This window comes from Streptomyces sp. NPDC001985 (assembly GCF_040296845.1).
Taxonomy (GTDB): Bacteria; Actinomycetota; Actinomycetes; order Streptomycetales; family Streptomycetaceae; genus Streptomyces.
In genome coordinates this window covers 58,138-77,821 of sequence record NZ_JBEOYB010000005.1, presented here as the reverse complement: position 1 = coordinate 77,821, position 19,684 = coordinate 58,138, and the positions used below count along the sequence as shown (strand labels likewise).

General features: G+C 71.3%; 17 protein-coding genes. 5 read left to right on the top strand and 12 right to left on the bottom strand.

The annotated features are described in order from the left end of the window. Positions 1-181 precede the first annotated feature (181 nt). The 3 genes from ABT122_RS03475 (at position 182) to ABT122_RS03465 (ending at position 3,312) form a co-directional block, all read left to right on the top strand. Positions 182-1,540, top strand: coding sequence for a DUF2252 domain-containing protein (locus ABT122_RS03475; RefSeq protein ID WP_351544626.1), 1,359 nt, complete (start codon positions 182-184; stop codon positions 1,538-1,540). Between the two features lie 147 nt (positions 1,541-1,687). Beyond that, positions 1,688-2,368, top strand: coding sequence for a hypothetical protein (locus ABT122_RS03470; RefSeq protein ID WP_351544623.1), 681 nt, complete (start codon positions 1,688-1,690; stop codon positions 2,366-2,368). A 128-nt stretch (positions 2,369-2,496) separates the two neighbouring features. Beyond that, positions 2,497-3,312 (top strand): DsbA family protein, encoded by an 816-nt coding sequence (locus tag ABT122_RS03465; protein WP_351544620.1) that lies wholly within the window; start codon positions 2,497-2,499, stop codon positions 3,310-3,312. A gap of 46 nt (positions 3,313-3,358) precedes the next feature. Here ABT122_RS03465 and ABT122_RS03460 read toward each other — a convergent pair whose 3' ends face one another. Further along, entirely contained in the window at positions 3,359-3,961 is a 603-nt protein-coding gene (locus ABT122_RS03460; RefSeq protein ID WP_351544617.1) for a dienelactone hydrolase family protein, read from the bottom strand. Positions 3,962-3,984: 23 nt separating this feature from the next. Between ABT122_RS03460 and ABT122_RS03455 the strand changes: the two genes are divergently transcribed. Further along, positions 3,985-5,124, top strand: coding sequence for a mechanosensitive ion channel family protein (locus ABT122_RS03455; RefSeq protein ID WP_351544614.1), 1,140 nt, complete (start codon positions 3,985-3,987; stop codon positions 5,122-5,124). A 137-nt stretch (positions 5,125-5,261) separates the two neighbouring features. On the opposite strand, the gene ABT122_RS03450 is transcribed toward ABT122_RS03455, so the two are convergent. From ABT122_RS03450 to ABT122_RS03430, 5 genes are all read right to left on the bottom strand, one after another. After that, the gene (locus tag ABT122_RS03450; protein ID WP_351544611.1) at positions 5,262-6,848 is read right to left on the bottom strand and encodes a Na+/H+ antiporter; all 1,587 of its coding nucleotides are present in this window, start codon (positions 6,846-6,848) and stop codon (positions 5,262-5,264) included. Between the two features lie 217 nt (positions 6,849-7,065). Beyond that, a complete protein-coding gene (locus ABT122_RS03445) occupies positions 7,066-7,548 on the bottom strand; it encodes a GNAT family N-acetyltransferase (protein WP_351544608.1) in 483 nt (160 codons plus the stop codon). Further along, on the bottom strand, positions 7,545-8,486 hold the full coding sequence (locus ABT122_RS03440) for an RluA family pseudouridine synthase (RefSeq protein ID WP_351544605.1): 942 nt from the start codon (positions 8,484-8,486) through the stop codon (positions 7,545-7,547). Before ABT122_RS03440 ends, ABT122_RS03445 begins: the two co-directional genes overlap by 4 nt. Before the next feature lie 183 nt (positions 8,487-8,669). Beyond that, positions 8,670-9,230, bottom strand: a complete 561-nt coding sequence (lspA, locus tag ABT122_RS03435) for a signal peptidase II (RefSeq protein ID WP_351544602.1) — start codon at positions 9,228-9,230, stop codon at positions 8,670-8,672. A gap of 59 nt (positions 9,231-9,289) precedes the next feature. Next, positions 9,290-10,198, bottom strand: a complete 909-nt coding sequence (locus tag ABT122_RS03430; protein ID WP_351544599.1) for a TraR/DksA family transcriptional regulator — start codon at positions 10,196-10,198, stop codon at positions 9,290-9,292. Between the two features lie 615 nt (positions 10,199-10,813). On the opposite strand from ABT122_RS03430, the gene ileS reads away from it, so the two are divergent. Continuing rightward, positions 10,814-13,951 (top strand): isoleucine--tRNA ligase, encoded by a 3,138-nt coding sequence (ileS, locus tag ABT122_RS03425; protein WP_351544597.1) that lies wholly within the window; start codon positions 10,814-10,816, stop codon positions 13,949-13,951. A 298-nt stretch (positions 13,952-14,249) separates the two neighbouring features. On the opposite strand, the gene ABT122_RS03420 is transcribed toward ileS, so the two are convergent. From ABT122_RS03420 to ftsZ, 6 genes are all read right to left on the bottom strand, one after another. After that, positions 14,250-15,434 (bottom strand): DivIVA domain-containing protein, encoded by a 1,185-nt coding sequence (locus ABT122_RS03420; RefSeq protein WP_351544594.1) that lies wholly within the window; start codon positions 15,432-15,434, stop codon positions 14,250-14,252. A 64-nt stretch (positions 15,435-15,498) separates the two neighbouring features. Next, positions 15,499-15,789, bottom strand: a complete 291-nt coding sequence (locus ABT122_RS03415) for a YggT family protein (protein ID WP_190125990.1) — start codon at positions 15,787-15,789, stop codon at positions 15,499-15,501. 66 nt (positions 15,790-15,855) lie between these two features. Beyond that, positions 15,856-16,473: a cell division protein SepF gene (gene sepF / locus ABT122_RS03410; protein ID WP_351544590.1), complete on the bottom strand. Its 618-nt coding sequence runs from the start codon at positions 16,471-16,473 to the stop codon at positions 15,856-15,858. Positions 16,474-16,613: 140 nt separating this feature from the next. Further along, positions 16,614-17,441 (bottom strand): YggS family pyridoxal phosphate-dependent enzyme, encoded by an 828-nt coding sequence (locus ABT122_RS03405; protein WP_351544587.1) that lies wholly within the window; start codon positions 17,439-17,441, stop codon positions 16,614-16,616. Next, positions 17,438-18,220 (bottom strand): peptidoglycan editing factor PgeF, encoded by a 783-nt coding sequence (gene pgeF / locus ABT122_RS03400; RefSeq protein ID WP_351544584.1) that lies wholly within the window; start codon positions 18,218-18,220, stop codon positions 17,438-17,440. Before pgeF ends, ABT122_RS03405 begins: the two co-directional genes overlap by 4 nt. Further along, complete coding sequence (ftsZ, locus tag ABT122_RS03395) at positions 18,217-19,419, bottom strand: cell division protein FtsZ (protein WP_351544582.1); 1,203 nt, start codon at positions 19,417-19,419, stop codon at positions 18,217-18,219. Before ftsZ ends, pgeF begins: the two co-directional genes overlap by 4 nt. Between the last annotated feature and the right edge of the window lie 265 nt (positions 19,420-19,684).

The following is a 19,684-nucleotide window of genomic DNA, read 5'->3' as shown; positions in this document are numbered from 1 at the left end:
CAGCGGAGTGTCTGGGGGGACAGCTCGGAAGTCTACGACTTGGGACCGACAGACGAGGCTCGCCCGGAGGAAGCCGGGCGGGGGCACTCCCGTGCGGGTCCGCGCGTTGGAGAGGTCGGAAGAACCCTTCTCCCCGGTCAGCGCCGGGGCCCTCTCGTCCCTGCCCAGGAGGCACAGAGCGATGTCGGTACCGCACCCCGCCGAGGTCACGGCCGAAGAGCGCGGTGAGCAGATTCTCACCGTGATCGGGAGCGCCTTCGGCGAGCTCCTGGCCGCCGACCCGGCCGCCTTCCGGGTCAAGTTCCGGAAGATGGCCGGCTCGGCCTTCGCCTTCTACCGCGGCACCGCCTGCCTGTTCTACAGCGATCTGGAGCGGGAGCACGCGGCGCGCGGGGACCAGGGCATCCACAGCGGTCCGTATCTGGACGAGCGCACCAGCCGGGTGTGGATTCACGGCGATCTCCACGCGGAGAACTTCGGCACCTATATGGACTCCAACGGCCGGCTGATCTTCAATGTCAACGATTTCGACGAGGCCTATGTCGGCCCCTTCACCTGGGATCTGAAGCGGCTGGCCGCCTCGCTGGCGCTGATCGGCTACACCAAGGCGTTCAGCGACGACCAGATCACCGCGCTGGTGTCCACCTTCGCCACCGCCTACCGGGAACGCATCCGCGCCCTGGCGAGCGGCGCCAAGGAGGAGGAGCTGCCGCCGTTCACCCTGGACACCGCCGAGGGCCCGCTGCTGGACGCGCTCCGCGACGCCCGCTCGCTGACCCGGTTCGCGCTGCTGGACTCGATGACCGAGATCCGGGACTTCGAGCGGCGCTTCGCCCCCGGCGGCAGCGCGATCGAGCTCGACGCCGCCACCCGGTACAAGGTCCTCGCGGCCTTCGACGGCTATCTGGAGACACTGCCCGAGTCCAGCCTCACCCGCCCCGACTCGTACCGCGTGAAGGACGTGGTCGGCAGGCGCGGCATCGGCATCGGCTCCGCCGGGCTGCCCTCGTACAACATCCTCCTGGAGGGCAACAGCGACGCCCTGGAGAACGATGTCGTGATCTATATGAAGCAGGCGCAGACCCCGGCGGTCTCCAGCCATATCGACGATCCGGCCGTGCGCGGGTACTTCCGCCACGAGGGCCACCGCACGGTGATCTCGCAGCGGGCGCTCCAGGACCACGCCGATCCCTGGCTGGGCTGGACCGAGCTGGACGGCGCGGGACAGCTGGTCGCCGAGGTCTCCCCGTACGCGGTGGACCTGGACTGGTCGGACATCGACGACGCCGGGGAGATCGCGGCGGTCGTCGCCGATCTGGGCCGGGCCGCGGCCACCATGCACGGCGCCGCCGACGACGAGAGCGGCCACTCGCTGGTCCCGTTCTCGACCGAGCGGGCCATCGACGCGGCCATCGCGGCCGACGAGGAGGGCTTCGCCCGGCTGCTGGTGGAGTTCGCGCACGGGTACGGCGCGCGGGCGCGGGCCGACCACCAGATCTTCGTCGATCTCTTCCGCAACGGCCGCATCCCGGGACTGTGAGCGGGGCGGTGAGCGGAGGGTGAGCGAGCGGTGACCAGGGCGGGCGCCGGGGCGGTGACAGGGGCTCCGGCCGGGCCCGGGGCTCCGGCGGATTGGGCCGGAGCCCTTAAGGCTCCTCTCAGGCGGGCATGACACACTCGGATGGCGATGGACGTATCGGGAGTGCAGCTCAGAGCGCTGCGGGCGGCGATCTTCACGGCACTGGCCGTGACGCTGTCCGCCGCGTCCCATGTGCTGCTCTCCCGGGCCCCGCTGCCGTGGACCACGGTGGCGGCGCTGTCCGCGGGCGTTTTCGCCGCCGCCTACGCCCTCTCGGGCCGTGAGCGGGGGTACTGGCGGATCGCGAGCCTGCTCGTCCCGCTCGAACTGGCCGCCGACACGGTCTTCACCGCCGGGCAGGACGCCTGTTACGGCCCCGGGGGCGGCCCGGTCACCGGATCGCTGCGGGCGCTGGGGCTCGATGTGCTCTGCGGCGGCGTCGGCGGACAGCTCGCCGGGGTGAGCCCGGCCGAGCACGGCACGGCGGCTCTCCTGCAGAGCCCCGCCCCGGCGCTGCCCTGGCTGCTGCTCGCCGCGCATGTCTCGGTCGGGCTGCTCGCCGCCGCCTGGCTGTGGCACGGGGAGGCCGCGCTGGCCGCCCTGCTGCGGACGGTCGGCACCCTCGCGTTCCGCCCGCTGCTGATCGCCGTCGCCGTGGTCACGGCCGTGCGCCCGCCGGTACGGCGCGGGGCGCGCGCCCTCGCCCGGCCCGCCGTCTCGCGGACCCGTTCACTGGTGCACTCCGTCGGACGGCGGGGTCCCCCGTGCCCGGCCCCGGCCCTCGGCTGAGCCGAGCCGTACCCCGCCGCGGCTGAGGCCACCGCCTCCGCGGCCCCGGGGACCCGCCACCCGCGCGCCCCCGCTCCCCCACTTGTCCCGTATCCCACCGATACGTCATCTTCCGGAGTGACATCAGCATGAGTGCACGTAACAGCAAGGCCAACAAGGCCGCCGCCCGTGAGCGGCTCCGGCAGGAGCGCGAGCGCGAGCTGAAGAAGGCGAAGGCGCGCCGGCAGCTGGTCGTGATCGGCTCCACGGTCGCGGTCCTCGCCCTCGCCGGCGGCATCGGCTACGCCGTGGTGCAGGCCAACCAGCCGTCCGCCTGGGACGAGGCGAAGGACGCCAGGACCGTCACCGCCCCGAAGAACACCTCGGGCACCCACGGCACCGACGTGGTGATCGGCGAGAAGTCGGCGAAGAAGACCCTGGAGCTGTACGAGGACTCCCGCTGCCCGTCGTGCGCCGCCTTCGAGCAGGAGGTGGGCGAGACGCTGAAGAAGGACGTCGACGCCGGCAAGTACAAGGTCAAGTACGTCGGTGCCACCTTCATCGACGACGTGGCCCAGGGCGAGGGCTCCCGGAACGCGCTGAGCGCCCTGGGCGCGGCGCTCGATGTCAGCCCCGACGCGTTCATGGACTACAAGGCCGCGCTCTACTCCAAGCAGTTCCACCCCGAGGAGAACGCGGACTCGTTCGCCAAGGACTCCTACATGCTGGAGATCGCCGAGGCGGTGCCGGCGCTCAAGAACAACGCCGCCTTCAAGAAGAACGTCGAGGAGGGCACCTTCGACGCCTGGGCGATGAAGATGTCCAAGGCGTTCGACGACAGCGGGGTCAAGGGCACTCCGACGCTCCGGATGGACGGCAAGAAGGTCACCGCCGAGGGCACGCAGAACCCGCCGATGACGGTCGAGCAGTTCCGCGCGTCGGTGGACAAGGCCCTGAAGGGCTGATCCCCGCCGCTCCCCGGGAGCCCGGCCGGGCTCCCGGGGAGGCGGTTCACACCCTCGGGCCGTCCCCGGCGCCGTCGGTCTCCAGCGAGCGGAGGAAGTCGAGCGCCACCCGCCAGGCCGCCTCCGCCGCCTCCGCGTCGTGGTCCGGCAGCTCCGGGTCGGTGAACAGATGCCCGGCGCCCGGATAGTGGTGGACCTCCGTGTCGGCGCCCGCCCTGCCCATGCCGAGATACCACGCGGTGAGCCAGTCGTGCGGCTCGAAGGGGTCCGGGTCGGCGATGTGGAGCTGTACGGGCAGCTCGTCCACCGAGGCGCTGGGGGCGATGTCCGATGTGCCGTGCATCAGCAGCAGTCCCCGGGCCTTCTCGTCGCCGAGCGCCAGGGTCTGCGCGATGGAGGCGCCGAGCGAGAACCCCGCGTACACCAGTCCCCGGTCCGAGTAGGGCGCGGCGGCCATGACCGCGCGCTTCAGCAGCTCGTCCTTGCCGAGGCCGTCCTTGAAGGCCATCCCCTCCTCGACCGTGGTGAAGGTCGCACCGTCGAAGAGATCGGGTGTCCACACCTGGTGGCCCGCTTCCCGCAGCCGCTCGGCGGCGGAGTGCACGGCGGGGCGGAGACCGTAAGTGGAATGGAAAAGCATGATGTGCATGTCTTCAGGTTACGTTCGAAGACATGGAGAACGTGCTGCGCCCTTTGATCGTCATCGGCGGGTCGGCCGTCCTCACGCTTCTCGTGGGATGGCTGGTCGACCTGCTGCTCCGCCGGGCCGACGCCCGGCACCCCGAGACCCCGCTGTGGGGTCTGCTGCGCAACTGCCGGAATCCGCTGCTGGTGGTGCTGGGGACGGCGCTGTTGAGAGGCAGTTACCGGCAGGCGCAGATCGAGTCCATCCGGCAGTACCACGGCGGCATCGGACAGCTGCTGAGCCTGGTGCTGATCGGCGCGTCCGCCTGGCTGGTCGTCAAGATCGCCACGGCCGTGGTGGAGTCGGTCTACTCCCGCTACGCGACGGCGACCCGCGACCCGGCCCGGGTGCGCCGGGTGCGGACCCAGGTGACCCTGATCCAGCGGGTGGTGATCGCGGTGGTCGGCGTGGTGGCGGTCGCCGCGATGCTGCTGACCTTCCCGGCCATGCGGACGGTGGGCACCTCGATGCTGGCCTCCGCCGGTGTGCTGGGCATCGTCGCCGGTGTGGCCGCCCAGTCGACGCTGGGGAATCTCTTCGCCGGTCTCCAGATCGCCTTCGGCGACATGGTCCGCATCGGCGACACCGTGGTGGTGGACGGCGAGTGGGGCACGATCGAGGAGATCACCCTCACCTTCCTCGCCGTACGGACCTGGGACGAGCGCCGGATCACCATGCCGGTCTCGTACTTCACCAGCAAGCCGTTCGAGAACTGGTCGCGCGGCGGGGTGCAGATGACGGGGACCGTCTTCCTCCATCTGGACCACTCCACTCCGGTGACCCTGATGCGGGAGAAGCTCCATGACATCGTGCGCGAGTGCCCGGCCTGGGACGGCCGGGACTGGTCGCTCGCCGTCACGGACACCACTCCCACCACGATCCAGGTACGGGCGGTGGTCACCGCGAAGGACGCGGACGACATCTGGACCGTACGGTGCACGGTCCGCGAGCAGCTCGTGGCCTGGCTGCACGAGCACCATCCGTACGCGCTGCCCAAGATCGCGACCGGCCCCGCGGTGGAGCCGGCGGAGCGTCCGGCGCAGCAGGTGGAGGGCGTCTCGGTGAAGAAGCCCGCCGACGGGGACCGTCCGGTGGAGGAGGACACCCCCCGGACGGGCCGGGGCTAGGGAGTTCCTTCCGGACCTTTCCGGGCCGTTCCTTCCGGACCGGAAAGGTCCGGAAGGAACGGCCCGGAGCGGTCCAGGTCCGGTCCGCCGTTCCCCGGGTGGCGGGCGCCACCGGGGGACGGCGGACCGGCGTGCGGTCAGTGCAGTCCGCTGACGTCCAGATGCCGCAGCACCCGGTCCACGACCTCGGGGTGGGCGCCCGGCTCGCTGCGGGCGGCGAGCACCTCGTGGCGGGCGGCCGACATCATCTCCCGCTGGATGCGGCGGACGGTCCTGGCCCGCTCGGTGCGCCGGAGATACCAGTCGCGCCGGTCCTCCTCGACGATGTCGGGGCTGATCCTCGCCCCCACCTCGTAGGCGCCGCGCAGCAGCCGCTCGCTGATGTCCTCGGGCAGCTCCTCGACCTCCTCGATCTCCCGGAGCCGGTGGCGGGCGGCGCGGGCCGCGCGGAGCGCGAGGCTGTGCTCCAGTTCGCGCTCGGCTCCCGCGTCGGCCCGCACATGGAGCCGGCGCACCAGCCAGGGCAGGGTGAGCCCCTGGAGCAGCAGGGTGGCGAGGATCACCACGAAGGCGATGAAGACGATCTCGTCGCGGTGCGGGAAGGGGTCACCGGCGTCCGTCGTCAGCGGGATCGCGAGGGCCAGGGCGACCGAGGCGACGCCCCGCATCCCGGACCACCACACCACGACGGTCTCGCGCCAGCTGACGGGGATGTCCTCCTCGATGTCGCGGCGGGTGTGCAGCCGCTGGGCGAGCCAGGTCGCGGGCAGCAGCCACAGCAGCCGTACGCCGACGACCACGGCGGTGATCAGGGCACCCCAGCCGAGCAGCAGCGGCAGCCGGCCGTCCACGGTGCCGAAGACCGTGCGCAGCTCCAGGCCGATCAGTCCGAAGGCGACCCCGGTGACCAGGGTGTCGATCACTTCCCAGAAGGTGGTTCCGGCGATCCGCCCCATCACGTCGTCCGCGTCGGCGGTGTGCTCGGCGAGGTAGAGGGCGGTGGTGAGGACCGCGAGGACCCCGGAGCCGTGCAGTTCCTCGGCCAGGACATAGCTGACGAACGGCACCATCAGCGAGAGGCCGATCTGGAGGGTGGCGTCGCCGAGGAAGCCCATCAGCTTGTTGCAGGCCCAGCCGAGGGCGAACCCCACGGCGACGGCGACCACGGCGGAGAGGACGAACTGCCCGGCGGCGGCGGGCCAGGAGAAGGTGCCGCTGACGACGGCGGCGATGGCCGCGTGGTAGAGCACGATCGCGGTGACGTCGTTGAAGAGGCCCTCGCCCTCCAGGATGGAGACCAGCCGCCGGGGCAGCCCCAGCCGGCCGGCCACGGCCGTGGCGGCGACCGGGTCGGGCGGCGCGATCAGCGCCCCGAGCGCGACGGCGGCGGCCAGCGGCAGCCCGGGCACGATGGAGTGGAGGACCGCGGCGACGGCCGCGGTGGTGACGAAGACCAGGGCGACGGCGAGCAGCAGAATGGGCCGCAGATGCGCGGTGAACTGCCGCCAGGAGGTGCGCTGGACCGCCGCGTAGAGCAGGGGCGGCAGCACCAGCGGGAGAATGAACTCGGGCGGGATGTCGACGGTCGGGGCGAAGGGCAGAAAGGCGACGCCCGCGCCGGCGAGGGTCATCAGCACGGGCGGGGGCAGATCGAACCGCTCCCCCAGCGGTACGGTCACCACGGCGCCGAGCAGCAGCGCGAGCAGCAGGGCGACTTGGTCCACGTCGGTGGCCTCCGGGGTGGCGAACCTCCACGATCAGGGCCTCAGCCTGCCATGCGAAGGGTCCGGTAAGCCCGAAATGCGAATCCAGCACCCGCGCGCCCGCGCCCTGTGCCTCCCTGCCCCTGCCCCTGCCCCCGTGCGCGGCTCCGGCCACGCGGGGCCCGTGCCGCCCGGCGGGTCCCGGCCCGGCGGGTCCCGGCCCGGCGGCTCCCGGGAGCTACAGCTCCCGCCGCATCCCCCGGTGGCCGATGTTCCCCTCGGAGAACTCCGCCCCGTACGCCACGTACCCCAGCCGCTCGTAGAACCCGAGCGCCCCGGTCTGGGCGTGCAGATCCACCGCCGTGAGCCCCCGGGCACGGGCCGCGTCCTCGATCGCGCGGACCAGCGCGACCCCGACGCCCAGACCCCGCGCCCGCGCGGTCACCGCGAGCCGGCCCAGCACACCCAGCGCCGGGTCACCACCGGTCCGCCCGGCGGCGGCCGGGCCGTGCAGCAGCCGCCCGGTGCCGAGCGGGGTGCCGTCGGCGCGGACCGCCAGCACATGCACCGTGTCGGCGCCCTCCTCGTCGAAGGTGTCGTACTCGATCTCGGCGGGCACCCGCTGCTCGGCGATGAAGACCTCCTCACGGAGGGCGAAGCAGGCCGCGCGGTCGGTGGCGCTCCCGGCGACCCGGACCTCCCAGCGGCCGGACCCGGTCACGCACTCTCCTCCGCGATGCGGTCGAGCGCCTGGCGCAGATCGTCCGGGTAGCCGCTCTCGAACTCGACCCACTGCCCGTCCGCCGGGTGCTCGAAGCCGAGGCGCACCGCGTGCAGCCACTGCCGGGTCAGACCCAGCCGCTTGGCCATCGTCGGATCGGCGCCGTAGGTGAGGTCGCCGACACACGGGTGGCGGTGGGCGGACATGTGCACCCGGATCTGATGGGTGCGCCCGGTCTCCAGCTTGATGTCCAGCAGCGAGGCGGCGCGGAACGCCTCCATCAGGTCGTAGTGGGTCACCGACGGCTTGCCCTCGGCGGTCACGGCCCACTTGTAGTCGTGGGTGGGGTGACGGCCGATCGGCGCGTCGATCGTCCCGCTCATCGGGTCCGGGTGGCCCTGCACCAGCGCGTGGTAGCGCTTGTCGACCGTGCGCTCGCGGAACTGCTGCTTGAGCAGGGTGTAGGCGCGCTCCGACTTGGCCACCACCATCAGACCGGAGGTGCCGACGTCCAGCCGGTGCACGATGCCCTGGCGCTCGGCGGCGCCGGAGGTGGAGATGCGGTACCCGGCGGCGGCCAGGCCGCCGATCACGGTGGTGCCGGTCCATCCGGGGCTCGGGTGCGCGGCCACGCCCACCGGCTTCATGATCACGACGATGTCGTCGTCGTCGTGGACGATCTCCATGCCCTCGACCGGCTCGGCCACGATCTGGACCGGGGCGGGCGCCTGGGGCATCTCGACCTCCAGCCACGCACCGCCGTGCACCCGCTCGGACTTCCCCACGGCAGCGCCGTCGACCAGCACCTTCCCGGCGGCGGCCAGCTCGGCGGCCTTGGTGCGGGAGAACCCGAACATACGGGAGATGGCGGCGTCGACGCGCTCGCCCTCAAGGCCGTCGGGTACGGGCAGGGTGCGGATCTCGGGAAGGGTACTCACCCGTCGAGTATGCCTTGTCCGGGGACACGCCCGGAGCCGCGGCCGGTGCGGGCGGGCCCCGGGGCCCGCCCGGCCCCGAAGAGCCCGGCCTCCCGGTCCGGCCCCGGGTCTGCCTCCCGGTCCGGCTTCCGGTCCCGGACCCCCGGTCCCGGTTTCCCCGCCCGGACCCCCGGCCCCGGGTCCTCAGTCCTTGTGGACAGTCCCGTCCGGGTCCAGGCCGCGGAAGGAGAGGATCACGATCAGAACGCCGCCGCAGACGATCGCGGTGTCCGCGAGATTGAAGACGGCGAAGTGCGCGGGGGCGATGAAGTCGACCACCGCGCCCTTGAAGACCCCGGGGGCCCGGAAGATCCGGTCCGTGAGGTTGCCGAGCGCGCCGCCGAGCAGCAGACCGAGCGCGATGGCCCAGGGCAGGCTGTAGAGCTTGCGCGCCAGCCGGATGATCACCACGATCACGATGGAGGCGATCGCGGTGAAGATCACCGTGAACGCCTCGCCGATGCCGAAGGCGGCACCCGCGTTCCGTACCGCCTCGAACCGCAGCCAGTCACCGATGATCTCGATGGGCTCGTGGTGCTCCAGCTTCGCCACCACGAGCATCTTGGTGGTGAGATCGATCAGATACGCGACGACCGCGACCGAGAGCAGTACGGCGACTCTGCGCCTGCCCTTGGGCTGCTCGGCGGGCGCCGCAGCCTCGTCGTCAACATCCGGCGTACCGATGATGCGCTCCGCCTCTGCCACGTGAGTCCCTCAACCTAGGTGCCTGACTGACCACGAGGGTACGGCACACGCGTACGGGATCAGCCCCGGCGTTCCTGCTTCTGCTTGCACTCGACACAGAGCGTGGCGCGCGGGAACGCCTGCATACGGGCCTTGCCGATGGGTTTGCCGCAGTTCTCGCAGAGGCCGTAGGTCCCCGCCTCCAGCCGCTGGAGCGCCCGCTCGGTCTGCTCCAGCACCTCGCGGGCGTTGGCGGCGAGCGACAGCTCGTGCTCCCGGGTGATGTTCTTGGTGCCGGTGTCGGCGTCGTCGCCGCCGGAGCCGCCGCCCGAGTCGCGCATCAGATTGGCGAGGGCCGCCTCGGACGCGGTCAGCTCGGCGTTCAGCCGGGTGACATCGCTCTCCAGGAGCGCCCTGGCCTCGGCGACCTCCTCCGGGGTCCAGGGTTCCTCGCCCGGCCGGACCGCCAGCTCTCCCGGAGCCGGCTCGTCCGCCGCACGGGCCGTGGGCACCGCCGCCGGGCCGGTGCCGGCGGCCACCGTCTTCTTCGCTCGCACCGTAGGGGCTCCTGTCTGTCTCGCGGGCGCCGCTGCGGTGGGCGCCTTCCGGGCCGCGGTCTTCCGCGCGGTCTTCTTCGCGGTCCTGGCCGGGGTCCGCGCCCCGGCCTTCCCGTCGGGCGCCGTACCGGCCGCCGTCCTCCCGGCCACGGCCTTCCCGGCCGCGCCCGTCCCCGCCGCACTCTTCTTCGCCGCCGCCTTCCTCGCCGCCGCCTTCTTGGCGACCGCCTTCTTGGCCACGGCCTTCTTCGCGACCGCCTTCTTGGCGACCGCCTTCCTCGCCGCCGCCTTCTTGGCCGGGGCCTTCTCCGCCGGGGTCGTGCCCGCCGTCCTTCTCGCAGACGCCGGGCCCGCCCGGCCCTCGGCCGGAGCCGAGGCGGCGGTGGTACTCACGGACGCCGGATCGCTCTCGGCGGTCTTCTTCGCCACCATGGCCGCGGCCCCTTCACATACTGTGATATTGCTCGCGAATCGTGCTGGGACGATAAATCGACCCCAGCTCCGCGGCAATCGGGGCACACCGCACGGCGGCCCGCCCCGGCCTCGGTGAAACGGACCTGCATCCGTTGTGCCCAGCCCCTCGCCCGGTAATCCGCCCCGGGCCGGGGCCTCGGTCCCCACCGGCGCACATCCCGCCATCCGGGTCATCCGCCCGGGGCGCACCCCACCCGGAGCGCGCCCCGGAATCCGCCCCGGAATCCAGCCCGGTGCCGAGCCCGGTGTCCGGCCCGGAATTAATCGGTCCGACGCCCGGCCCCCGGCCCCTTACACTGGGCGGAGCGAAAGGCTTGGATGGGGACGAGTAACGTCGTACGCAGCCATGAGCGACCCGGGGACGGTGCGAGCCCGGGGGCGAGCGCGAGGTGAAGGATCACCCCGGAGCCACCGGAAGAAAACCGTCGGACGACCCGCCGGTGACTAGACCCGGTGTCGCGACCCCAATGAGGGGGCGGTGCGGGTCCGCGCCGCCAAGGAGGGTGGTACCGCGGGAGCTGTCGGCTCTCGTCCCTCCGACGGAAGAGTTCGCAGTCCGCCGGAGGAGTTTCGATGACACCCCCGCAGTACCGTCAGGTGCCCGCCCAGGTCGACCTGCCCGCGCTGGAGCACGCCGTGCTCGATTTCTGGCGCGAGAACAAGGTCTTCGCCAAGAGTGTGGCCCAGTCCGAGGGCCGGCCCGAGTGGGTCTTCTACGAGGGCCCGCCGACCGCCAACGGCATGCCCGGCGCCCACCACATCGAGGCCCGCGTCTTCAAGGACGTCTTCCCCCGGTTCCGCACCATGAGCGGCTACCACGTCGCCCGCAAGGCCGGCTGGGACTGCCACGGCCTGCCCGTGGAGCTGGCCGTGGAGAAGGAGCTGGGCTTCTCCGGCAAGAAGGACATCGAGGCGTACGGCATCGCCGAGTTCAACGCCAAGTGCCGTGAGTCGGTCGCCCGGCACACGGACGCCTTCGCCGAGCTGACCGAGCGCATGGGCTACTGGGTCGACACCGACGACGCCTACTGGACCATGAAGCCCGAGTACATCGACTCGGTGTGGTGGTCGCTGAAGGAGATCTTCAACAAGGGACTGCTGGTCCAGGACCACCGGGTCGCCCCCTGGTGCCCCCGCTGCGGCACCGGCCTCTCGGACCACGAGCTGGCCCAGGGGTACGAGACGGTCGTGGACCCCTCGGTCTTCGTCCGCTTCCCGCTGACCTCGGGGCCGCTCGCGGGCGAGGCGTCGCTGCTGGTCTGGACGACCACCCCGTGGACGCTGGTGTCGAACACCGCCGTGGCCGCGCACCCCGAGGTCACCTATGTGGTGGCGACCGACGGCGAGGAGCGGCTCGTCGTCGCCGAACCGCTGCTGGAGAAGGCCCTCGGCGAGGGCTGGGAGCGCACGGGTGCGTCGTTCACCGGTGCCGAGATGGAGCGCTGGACGTACGAGCGTCCCTTCGAGCTGATCGACTTCCCGGCCGAGGCGCACTATGTCGTCAACGCCGAGTACGTCACCACCTCCGACGGCACGGGCCTGGTCCACCAGTCCCCCGCGTTCGGCGAGGACGACCTCAAGGTCTGCCGCGCCTACGGACTGCCGGTGGTGAACCCGGTCCGCCCGGACGGCACCTTCGAGGAGGACGTACCGCTGGTCGGCGGGGTCTTCTTCAAGAAGGCGGACGAGCGGCTCACCGCCGACCTCCAGGAGCGCGGCCGGCTCTTCCGCCACACTCCGTACGAGCACAGCTATCCGCACTGCTGGCGCTGCCACACCGCGCTGCTCTACTACGCGCAGCCGTCCTGGTACATCCGTACCACCGCGGTCAAGGACCGGCTGATCGAGGAGAACGAGAACACCAACTGGTTCCCGGAGTCGGTCAAGCACGGCCGGTTCGGCGACTGGCTCAACAACAACATCGACTGGGCGCTCTCCCGCAACCGCTACTGGGGCACCCCGCTGCCGATCTGGCGCTGCGAGGAGGACCATCTCACCTGTGTCGGCTCGCGCGCCGAGCTGACCGGGCTGACCGGCACCGACCAGACGGAGCTGGACCCGCACCGGCCCTTCATCGACGAGGTCACCTTCCCCTGCCCGCGGTGCGAGGGGACCGCGACCCGGGTGCCGGAGGTGATCGACGCCTGGTACGACGCGGGGTCGATGCCCTTCGCGCAGTGGGGCTACCCCTACCAGAACAAGGACATCTTCGAGAAGCGCTATCCGGCGCAGTTCATCTCGGAGGCGATCGACCAGACCCGCGGGTGGTTCTACACCCTGATGGCGGTCGGCACCCTGGTCTTCGACAAGTCCTCGTACGAGAACGTCGTCTGCCTCGGCCACATCCTCGCCGAGGACGGCCGCAAGATGTCCAAGCACCTGGGGAACATCCTCCAGCCGATCCCGCTGATGGACCAGCACGGCGCGGACGCGGTGCGCTGGTTCATGGCCGCCGGCGGCTCCCCGTGGTCCGCGCGCCGGGTCGGCAACAGCACGATCCAGGAGGTCGTGCGCAAGACCCTGCTGACGTACTGGAACACCGTGGCGTTCCAGGCGCTGTACGCGCGTACGGCGAACTGGGCGCCCTCCGCGTCCGACCCGGCCCCGGCCGGCCGCACGGTCCTGGACCGCTGGCTGCTGAGCGAGCTGAACGCGCTGGTGGACCAGGTCACCCAGGCGATGGAGACCTTCGACACCCAGCGTGCCGGCAAGCTGCTCTCCTCCTTCGTGGACGATCTGTCGAACTGGTACGTGCGCCGGTCGCGCCGCCGGTTCTGGCAGGGCGACCCGGCCGCGCTGCGGACCCTGCACGACGTGCTGGAGACGGTGACCCGGCTGATGGCGCCGCTGACCCCGTTCATCACCGAGCGGGTCTGGCAGGACCTGGTGGTCCCGGTCACCGCCGACGCGCCGGAGTCGGTGCACCTCTCCACCTGGCCGGTGGCGGAGCTGGACGCGATCGACCCCGAGCTGTCCCGGCAGATGGTGCTGGTGCGCCGGCTGGTGGAGCTGGGCCGGGCGACCCGGGCCGAGTCGGGAGTGAAGACCCGTCAGCCGCTCTCCCGCGCGCTGGTGGCGGCGGCCGGCTTCGACGCGCTCCCGCCCGAGCTGCGGGCGCAGATCACCGAGGAGCTGAATGTCTCCTCGCTGGCCTCGCTCTCCGAGGTCGGCGGCTCGCTGGTCGACACCACGGCGAAGGCGAACTTCCGGGCGCTGGGCAAGCGGTTCGGCAAGGGGGTCCAGGCGGTGGCGAAGGCCGTCGCCGAGGCGGACGCCGCCGCGCTGTCGCTCGCGCTGCGCGAGGGTACGGCCTCCGTGGTGGCCGACGGCGAGACGGTCATCCTCTCCCCCGACGAGGTGATCATCACCGAGACCCCGAGGGAGGGGTGGTCGGTGGCGTCGGACTCCGGGGCGACGGTGGCGCTGGATCTGGAGATCACCCCCGAGCTGCGGCTCGCGGGGCTGGCCCGGGACGCGATCCGGCTGATCCAGGAGGCCCGGAAGAACAGCGGGCTGGATGTGGCCGACCGGATCGCGGTGGTCTGGTCGTCCGCCGACCCGTCCACGGTGGAGGCGCTCACCGCGCACTCGCCGCTGATCGCCGATGAGGTCCTGGCGGAGAGCTTCGCCGCGTCGGACCCGGACGGTTCCTTCGGCGCGGCCTTCACGGACGAGCCCCTGGCGCTCACCTTCCATCTGCGCAAGGTGTAGCCGCGCCGGCCGCACCGGCGGGCACACCCCGAGGGCCGGGTCCTGGACAAGGACCCGGCCCTCGGGCGTATCCGCGTCCTGTGGGTCCGAAAGGCCCCCATGACTCGGGACCCGGAAGCCGGAGGTTCGCGGGCCGGAAGCCGGGGTTCGGGGGCCGGAGGTTCGCGGGCCGGAAGCCGGGGTTCGGGACCCGGAGGCCGGGGGGATTCGGGCACGACATGGGGCCGGGCCCGGAACAGTGTCCCGGGCCCGGCCCCATGATCTGCCGACGGCTACGCGCTCAGCGCGCTGCCGCCACTCAGTTGTCGTCCTCGTCGATCAGGAATCCCCGCATCGGCGCCGGCGCCTGCTGCATCGGCTGCGGAGCCTGCGGCCGGACCGGAGCCATCGGCTGGGTCATCGCCGGCGACATCTGCTGCTGGCCACCGTACGAAGGGGCTCCGCCCATCGACGGGTTCCCGCCCATGGACTGGCCCATCGACGGGGCTCCACCCATCGCGTGTCCCATCGAGGGGGCGCCCGCGGACGCCATCGACGGGGACGGCGGCAGCGAGGCCGCCGACGGGGTGCGCGGCGGGGCCAGGGAGTCGTCGGCCTGGGTCTCCAGCTGACGCAGCTGGCTCTCCAGATACGACTTCAGCCGGGTCCGGTACTCGCGCTCGAAGCCCCTGAGGTCCTCGACCTTCCGCTCCAGCGTGGCGCGCGCCGACTCCAGGGAGCCCATGGCGACGCGGTGCTTCTCCTGGGCGTCCCGCTCCAGCGCGTCGGCCTTGGCGCGGGCGTCCCGCTCCAGGCCCTCGGCGCGCGAACGCGCCTCGCCGACAATCTTGTTGGCCTCGGAACGGGCCTCCGCGATCGCCTGGTCGGCGGTCTGCTGCGCCAGGGAGAGGACCCGTGCCGCGCTGTCGCCGCCGGGGCCCTGACCGGGCTGCTGCATCTGCTGGCCGTGACCGCCCATGGGTCCGCCCTGCATGGGACCACCCTGCATCGGGCCGCCCTGCATGGGACCGCCCTGCATCGGGCCCCCCTGCATCGAGCCCTGCATGGGTCCGCCCTGCATGGGACCGCCCTGCATCGGGCCGCCCTGCATGGGACCGCCGGGGCCGCCCTGCATCGGGTTGCCATGGCTGGGACCGGCCGGCAGCTGAGGAGCTCCACCGGGCAGCTGGGGGGGACCCATCTGCGGGGGCTGCTGCTGCTGGACGGGGGGTCCGGATATGGCGGCGGGCACCGGGGCACCCGGTCCCTGCCGGCCGTCCTGCGGCTCCGGCGGCTTGCGCATTCCCTGCTGCTGCTGGTTCTGCGCTGCCGCACGAGTCGCGGCGGCCAGCTTGGCCCGCAGGTCCTCGTTCTCACGGAGCAGGCGGGTCAGTTCCGACTCGACCTCGTCGAGGAAGGCATCGACCTCGTCCTCGTCATAGCCTTCTCGGAGGCGGACGGTCGTGAACTGCTTGTTCCGCACGTCCTCAGGGGTCAGCGGCATCTCTTCTTCACCTCTACGTAGTCGTCGGCAGTCGGCAAGACCGTATCGTCCACGGTTGTCTCCCTCATCTCGCGAAGCGACCCACGATATTGAGCAGGATGTAGACGATGATCATCAGAACGAAGAAGGACAGGTCGAGTGCCACGCCCCCGAGACGCAACGGCGGGATGAACCGCCGAAGAAGCTTGAGTGGTGGATCGGTGACAGTGTAGGTGGCCTCAAGGACGACCACCATCGCCTTACCGGGTTGCCATGAACGGGCGAACTGGAAGACGTAGTCCATGACCAGCCGGAAAATCAGCACGACGAGGAAACACAACAGCGCGATGTAGACCACCTGTAGTGCGACGCCCATCCCGCGCTTCTCCCCTGTGCTCTCGTGGTCCGGCCGTACGGCCGGGTCGTCCCGGTGTGGTGCTTCTCAGCTCTGGTTGAAGAAACCGCCCTCTGCGATACGGGCCTTGTCCTCCGCCGTGACATCGACGTTAGCAGGCGACAACAGGAACACCTTCTGTGTCACCCGCTCAATGCTGCCATGGAGACCGAAGACAAGTCCCGCGGCAAAGTCGACAAGTCGCTTCGCATCGGTGTCGTCCATCTCGGTCAGATTCATGATCACCGGAGTCCCCTCGCGGAAGTGTTCCCCGATGGTACGGGCCTCGTTGTAGGTCCGGGGGTGCAGAGTGGTGATGCGGTACGGCTCCCGCTCGGACACGACCTTGGGCATGATCACCGGTGCGTTCTTCTCCAGGCTCGGACGTTCAGGTGTGATGGACGCCACGGGGGCGATTCGCGCCGGACGCCCGTTTTCTGCGGGTAGCGACACGGGAATCGGCATCGGCTCGCGCTGCGCCGGGGGCTGCACCGCCCGTACCGGCTCCTCGCGTTCCACGGGGTGCGGGGGCTGGTGCCGCCGGTGGTCCCGCTCGGGCTCCGGCTCGGGTTCGAAGTCGTCGTCGGGGTCGAAGCCCCGGCCGTCGTAACCATCGTCCTCCACGAGGCCGAGGTAGACCGCCATCTTGCGCATCGCGCCGGCCATGCTCTGAGTCCTCCGCTCTGTGGTGGATCGCCCTCGCCACGAATGTCCTCGTGTCACCAAGTGCCCGCGATCCACTAGGTCTGCCCGCTTTGTTACGGGAATGACCATATTTTCTGCTGTGGTCCGACTTCTTGGCGACGTTACCCGAGCCGAGGACGGACTCCGAGTACCGCAGTGCCGACGCGCACATGTGTCGCCCCGGCCGCCACGGCCTCTTCGAGGTCCGCACTCATCCCGGCCGAGACCATGTTCGCAGCAGGATGCCCCCCGCGCAGGCCGGATGAGAATTCCATCATCCGCTCGAACGCCGCCCGCGGCCGTCCCGCGTAGGGACCGGTCAGCGGGGCGACGGTCATCAGTCCTTCGAGACGGAGTCCTGACGCGGCGTCAACCGCCGCGGCCAGCTCCTCGATTCCCTCCGGCGCGACCCCACCGCGCTCCCCGCGCGCGCCGGCGCCCGCGTCCAGCGCCACCTGGAGGAGGCACCCCAGCTCCCGCCCGGCGTTCCCGGCCGCGGTGGAGAGAGAGGTGACCAGTTTCATGCGGTCGATCGAGTGCACCACATCGGCATAACTCGCGACGGAGCGGACTTTATTGGTCTGGAGTTGACCGACAAAGTGCCAGCGGAGGTCCAGATCCGCACAGGCCGCGGCCTTCGGGGCGGCGTCCTGGTCGCGGTTCTCGGCGACATTCCTCACACCGAGTTCATGGAGCAGCCGGACATCGCTCGCGGGGTAGGTCTTGGTGACCACGATGAGCGTCACATCCGACCGTTCCCGGCCGGCGGCGGCGCAGGCGGAGGCGATACGTTCCTCCACGCGGGCCAGATTCGCGGCGAGTTCGGCCCGCCGGGCCCCGGCGCCTTCGGTGGTCCCGGTGGTCCCGGTCTCCCCGGCGGAGGGCCGGCCGCCCAGGGGCGTGCCCTCCGGCCCCCCGGCGCCGGTGGTGCTGTCGCGGTCCGTCATCATGCGCTCTCTCCTGCCGGGGAATCGGCGTCCGTCTCCCCGGAGAGCGGTGCCAGCCAGACATATCCGGCGAGCCGCCCGGTGACGCGGTCCCGTCGGTACGAATAATGGTCGTTCGATTCCAGGGTGCAGAACCGGGACGCGTCCCGGTCCCGGACTCCGGCCGCCGCCAGCTGGGCGTGGACCCCCGCGGTGACATCGACGGCCGGGGTTCCCCAGCTGGTCTCGGACCAGGCGGCCGGTTCGACCGCGGCCACCTCGTCCCGCATCCGCTCGGGCACTTCGTAGCAGCGACCGCAGACCGAGGGCCCGGTGCGGGCGACGATCCGCTCCGTCGCCGCGCCGGCGGCGACCATCGCCCGGACGGTCTCCGGCACGATCCCGGCGACCAGCCCCGGCCGGCCCGCGTGGGCGGCGGCGACCACTCCGGCGACCGGATCGGCCAGCAGTACGGGGGTGCAGTCGGCGGTCAGCACGGCGAGGGCCAGCCCGCGCCGGGCGGTGACCACCCCGTCCACACAGGGCACCGGCCCCTCGCCCCAGGGTCCGTCGACCCGGGCGACATCCCGCCCGTGGACCTGGTTCATCCAGACCACCCGGTCCGGGTCGAGCCCCAGCTCCTTGGCGGCGATGGACCGGTTGGCCCGTACGGCCCCGGGGTCGTCGCCGACCGCGCCGCCGAGGTTCAGCTCCTCGTACGGAACGGCGCTCACCCCGCCCCACCGGCTGGTGAAGGCGAAGTGCGCGCCGTTCGCGTGTATCGCGTCGTGCCCCACGGTCACTTCAAGAAGTCCGGAACATCCAGTTCTTCGACCGAGGTGTCCGGGTAGGGACGGGCCGGGGGAACCTGGGGTGCGGAGGTGTGGTGATCGGTGGCGAGCGGCGCGGGCTCGGCGGCGGGCTCGTCGCGGAGCGGGACCGTGCCGAGGCCGCCGGTGGAGCGCGAGGTCTCGGTGCGGGCCGGAGGGGCCTGCGGCTCCTCGCGCTTGCTGCCGGCCGACGAGCCGAGGACGGTGTCCCGGCGGGCGGGCGGCTGGCCGCCGTCGAACCCGGCCGCGATGACCGTGACCCGGACCTCGTCACCGAGGGCGTCGTCGATGACCGCGCCGAAGATGATGTTGGCCTCGGGGTGCGCGGCCTCGCTCACCAGCTGGGCCGCCTCGTTGATCTCGAAGAGACCGAGGTCGGAGCCGCCGGAGATGGAGAGCAGCACTCCGCGCGCTCCGTCGATCGACGCCTCCAGCAGCGGCGAGGAGATCGCCATCTCGGCCGCGGCCACCGCGCGGTCGTCGCCGCGGGCCGAGCCGATGCCCATGAGCGCCGAGCCGGCCTCGGACATCACCGACTTGACGTCGGCGAAGTCCAGGTTGATCAGACCCGGTGTGGTGATCAGATCGGTGATGCCCTGAACGCCGGAGAGCAGTACCTGGTCAGCGGACTTGAACGCGTCGAGCACGCTGACCTGGCGGTCCGAGATGGACAGCAGCCGGTCGTTGGGGATGACGATGAGGGTGTCGACCTCTTCCCGGAGTTCGGCGATGCCGTCCTCCGCCTGATTGGCCCGGCGGCGCCCTTCGAAGGTGAACGGGCGGGTGACCACACCGATCGTCAGGGCGCCGAGCGAGCGTGCGATGTTGGCCACGACGGGGGCGCCGCCGGTGCCGGTGCCGCCGCCTTCACCCGCCGTGACGAAGACCATGTCGGCCCCCTTGAGGACCTCCTCGATCTCCTCACGGTGGTCCTCCGCCGCCTTCCGGCCCACGGCCGGGTTGGCGCCGGCGCCGAGGCCCCGGGTGAGTTCCCGGCCGACGTCGAGCTTGACGTCGGCGTCGCTCATCAACAGTGCCTGGGCATCGGTGTTGATGGCGATGAACTCGACGCCCTTGAGGCCGACCTCGATCATTCGGTTGATGGCATTGACACCACCGCCGCCGACACCGATGACCTTGATGACTGCGAGGTAGTTCTGCGGTGCTGCCACGTCGAAGGCCTCTCGCCTCGAGATACGTGTCGTCCACGGCGCGGTTCACGCGCTGCGACGACGGATGCCGATGGGACGGTCCGAAACGCCGACCCGAACCCTAACGTTGAAGTTTAGGGTTACCAGTGTGTCTGTTCGTTGGACTCTCCGAACAGGACACTAAGTCGACAAGTGGCGCGCGTTCAATGAACACGCCGAACCTCCCGTTTTTCTTTTCACCCTATGTGATCAGCCATTGCGCTGACCAGCCAGGGGCCTGGCCAGT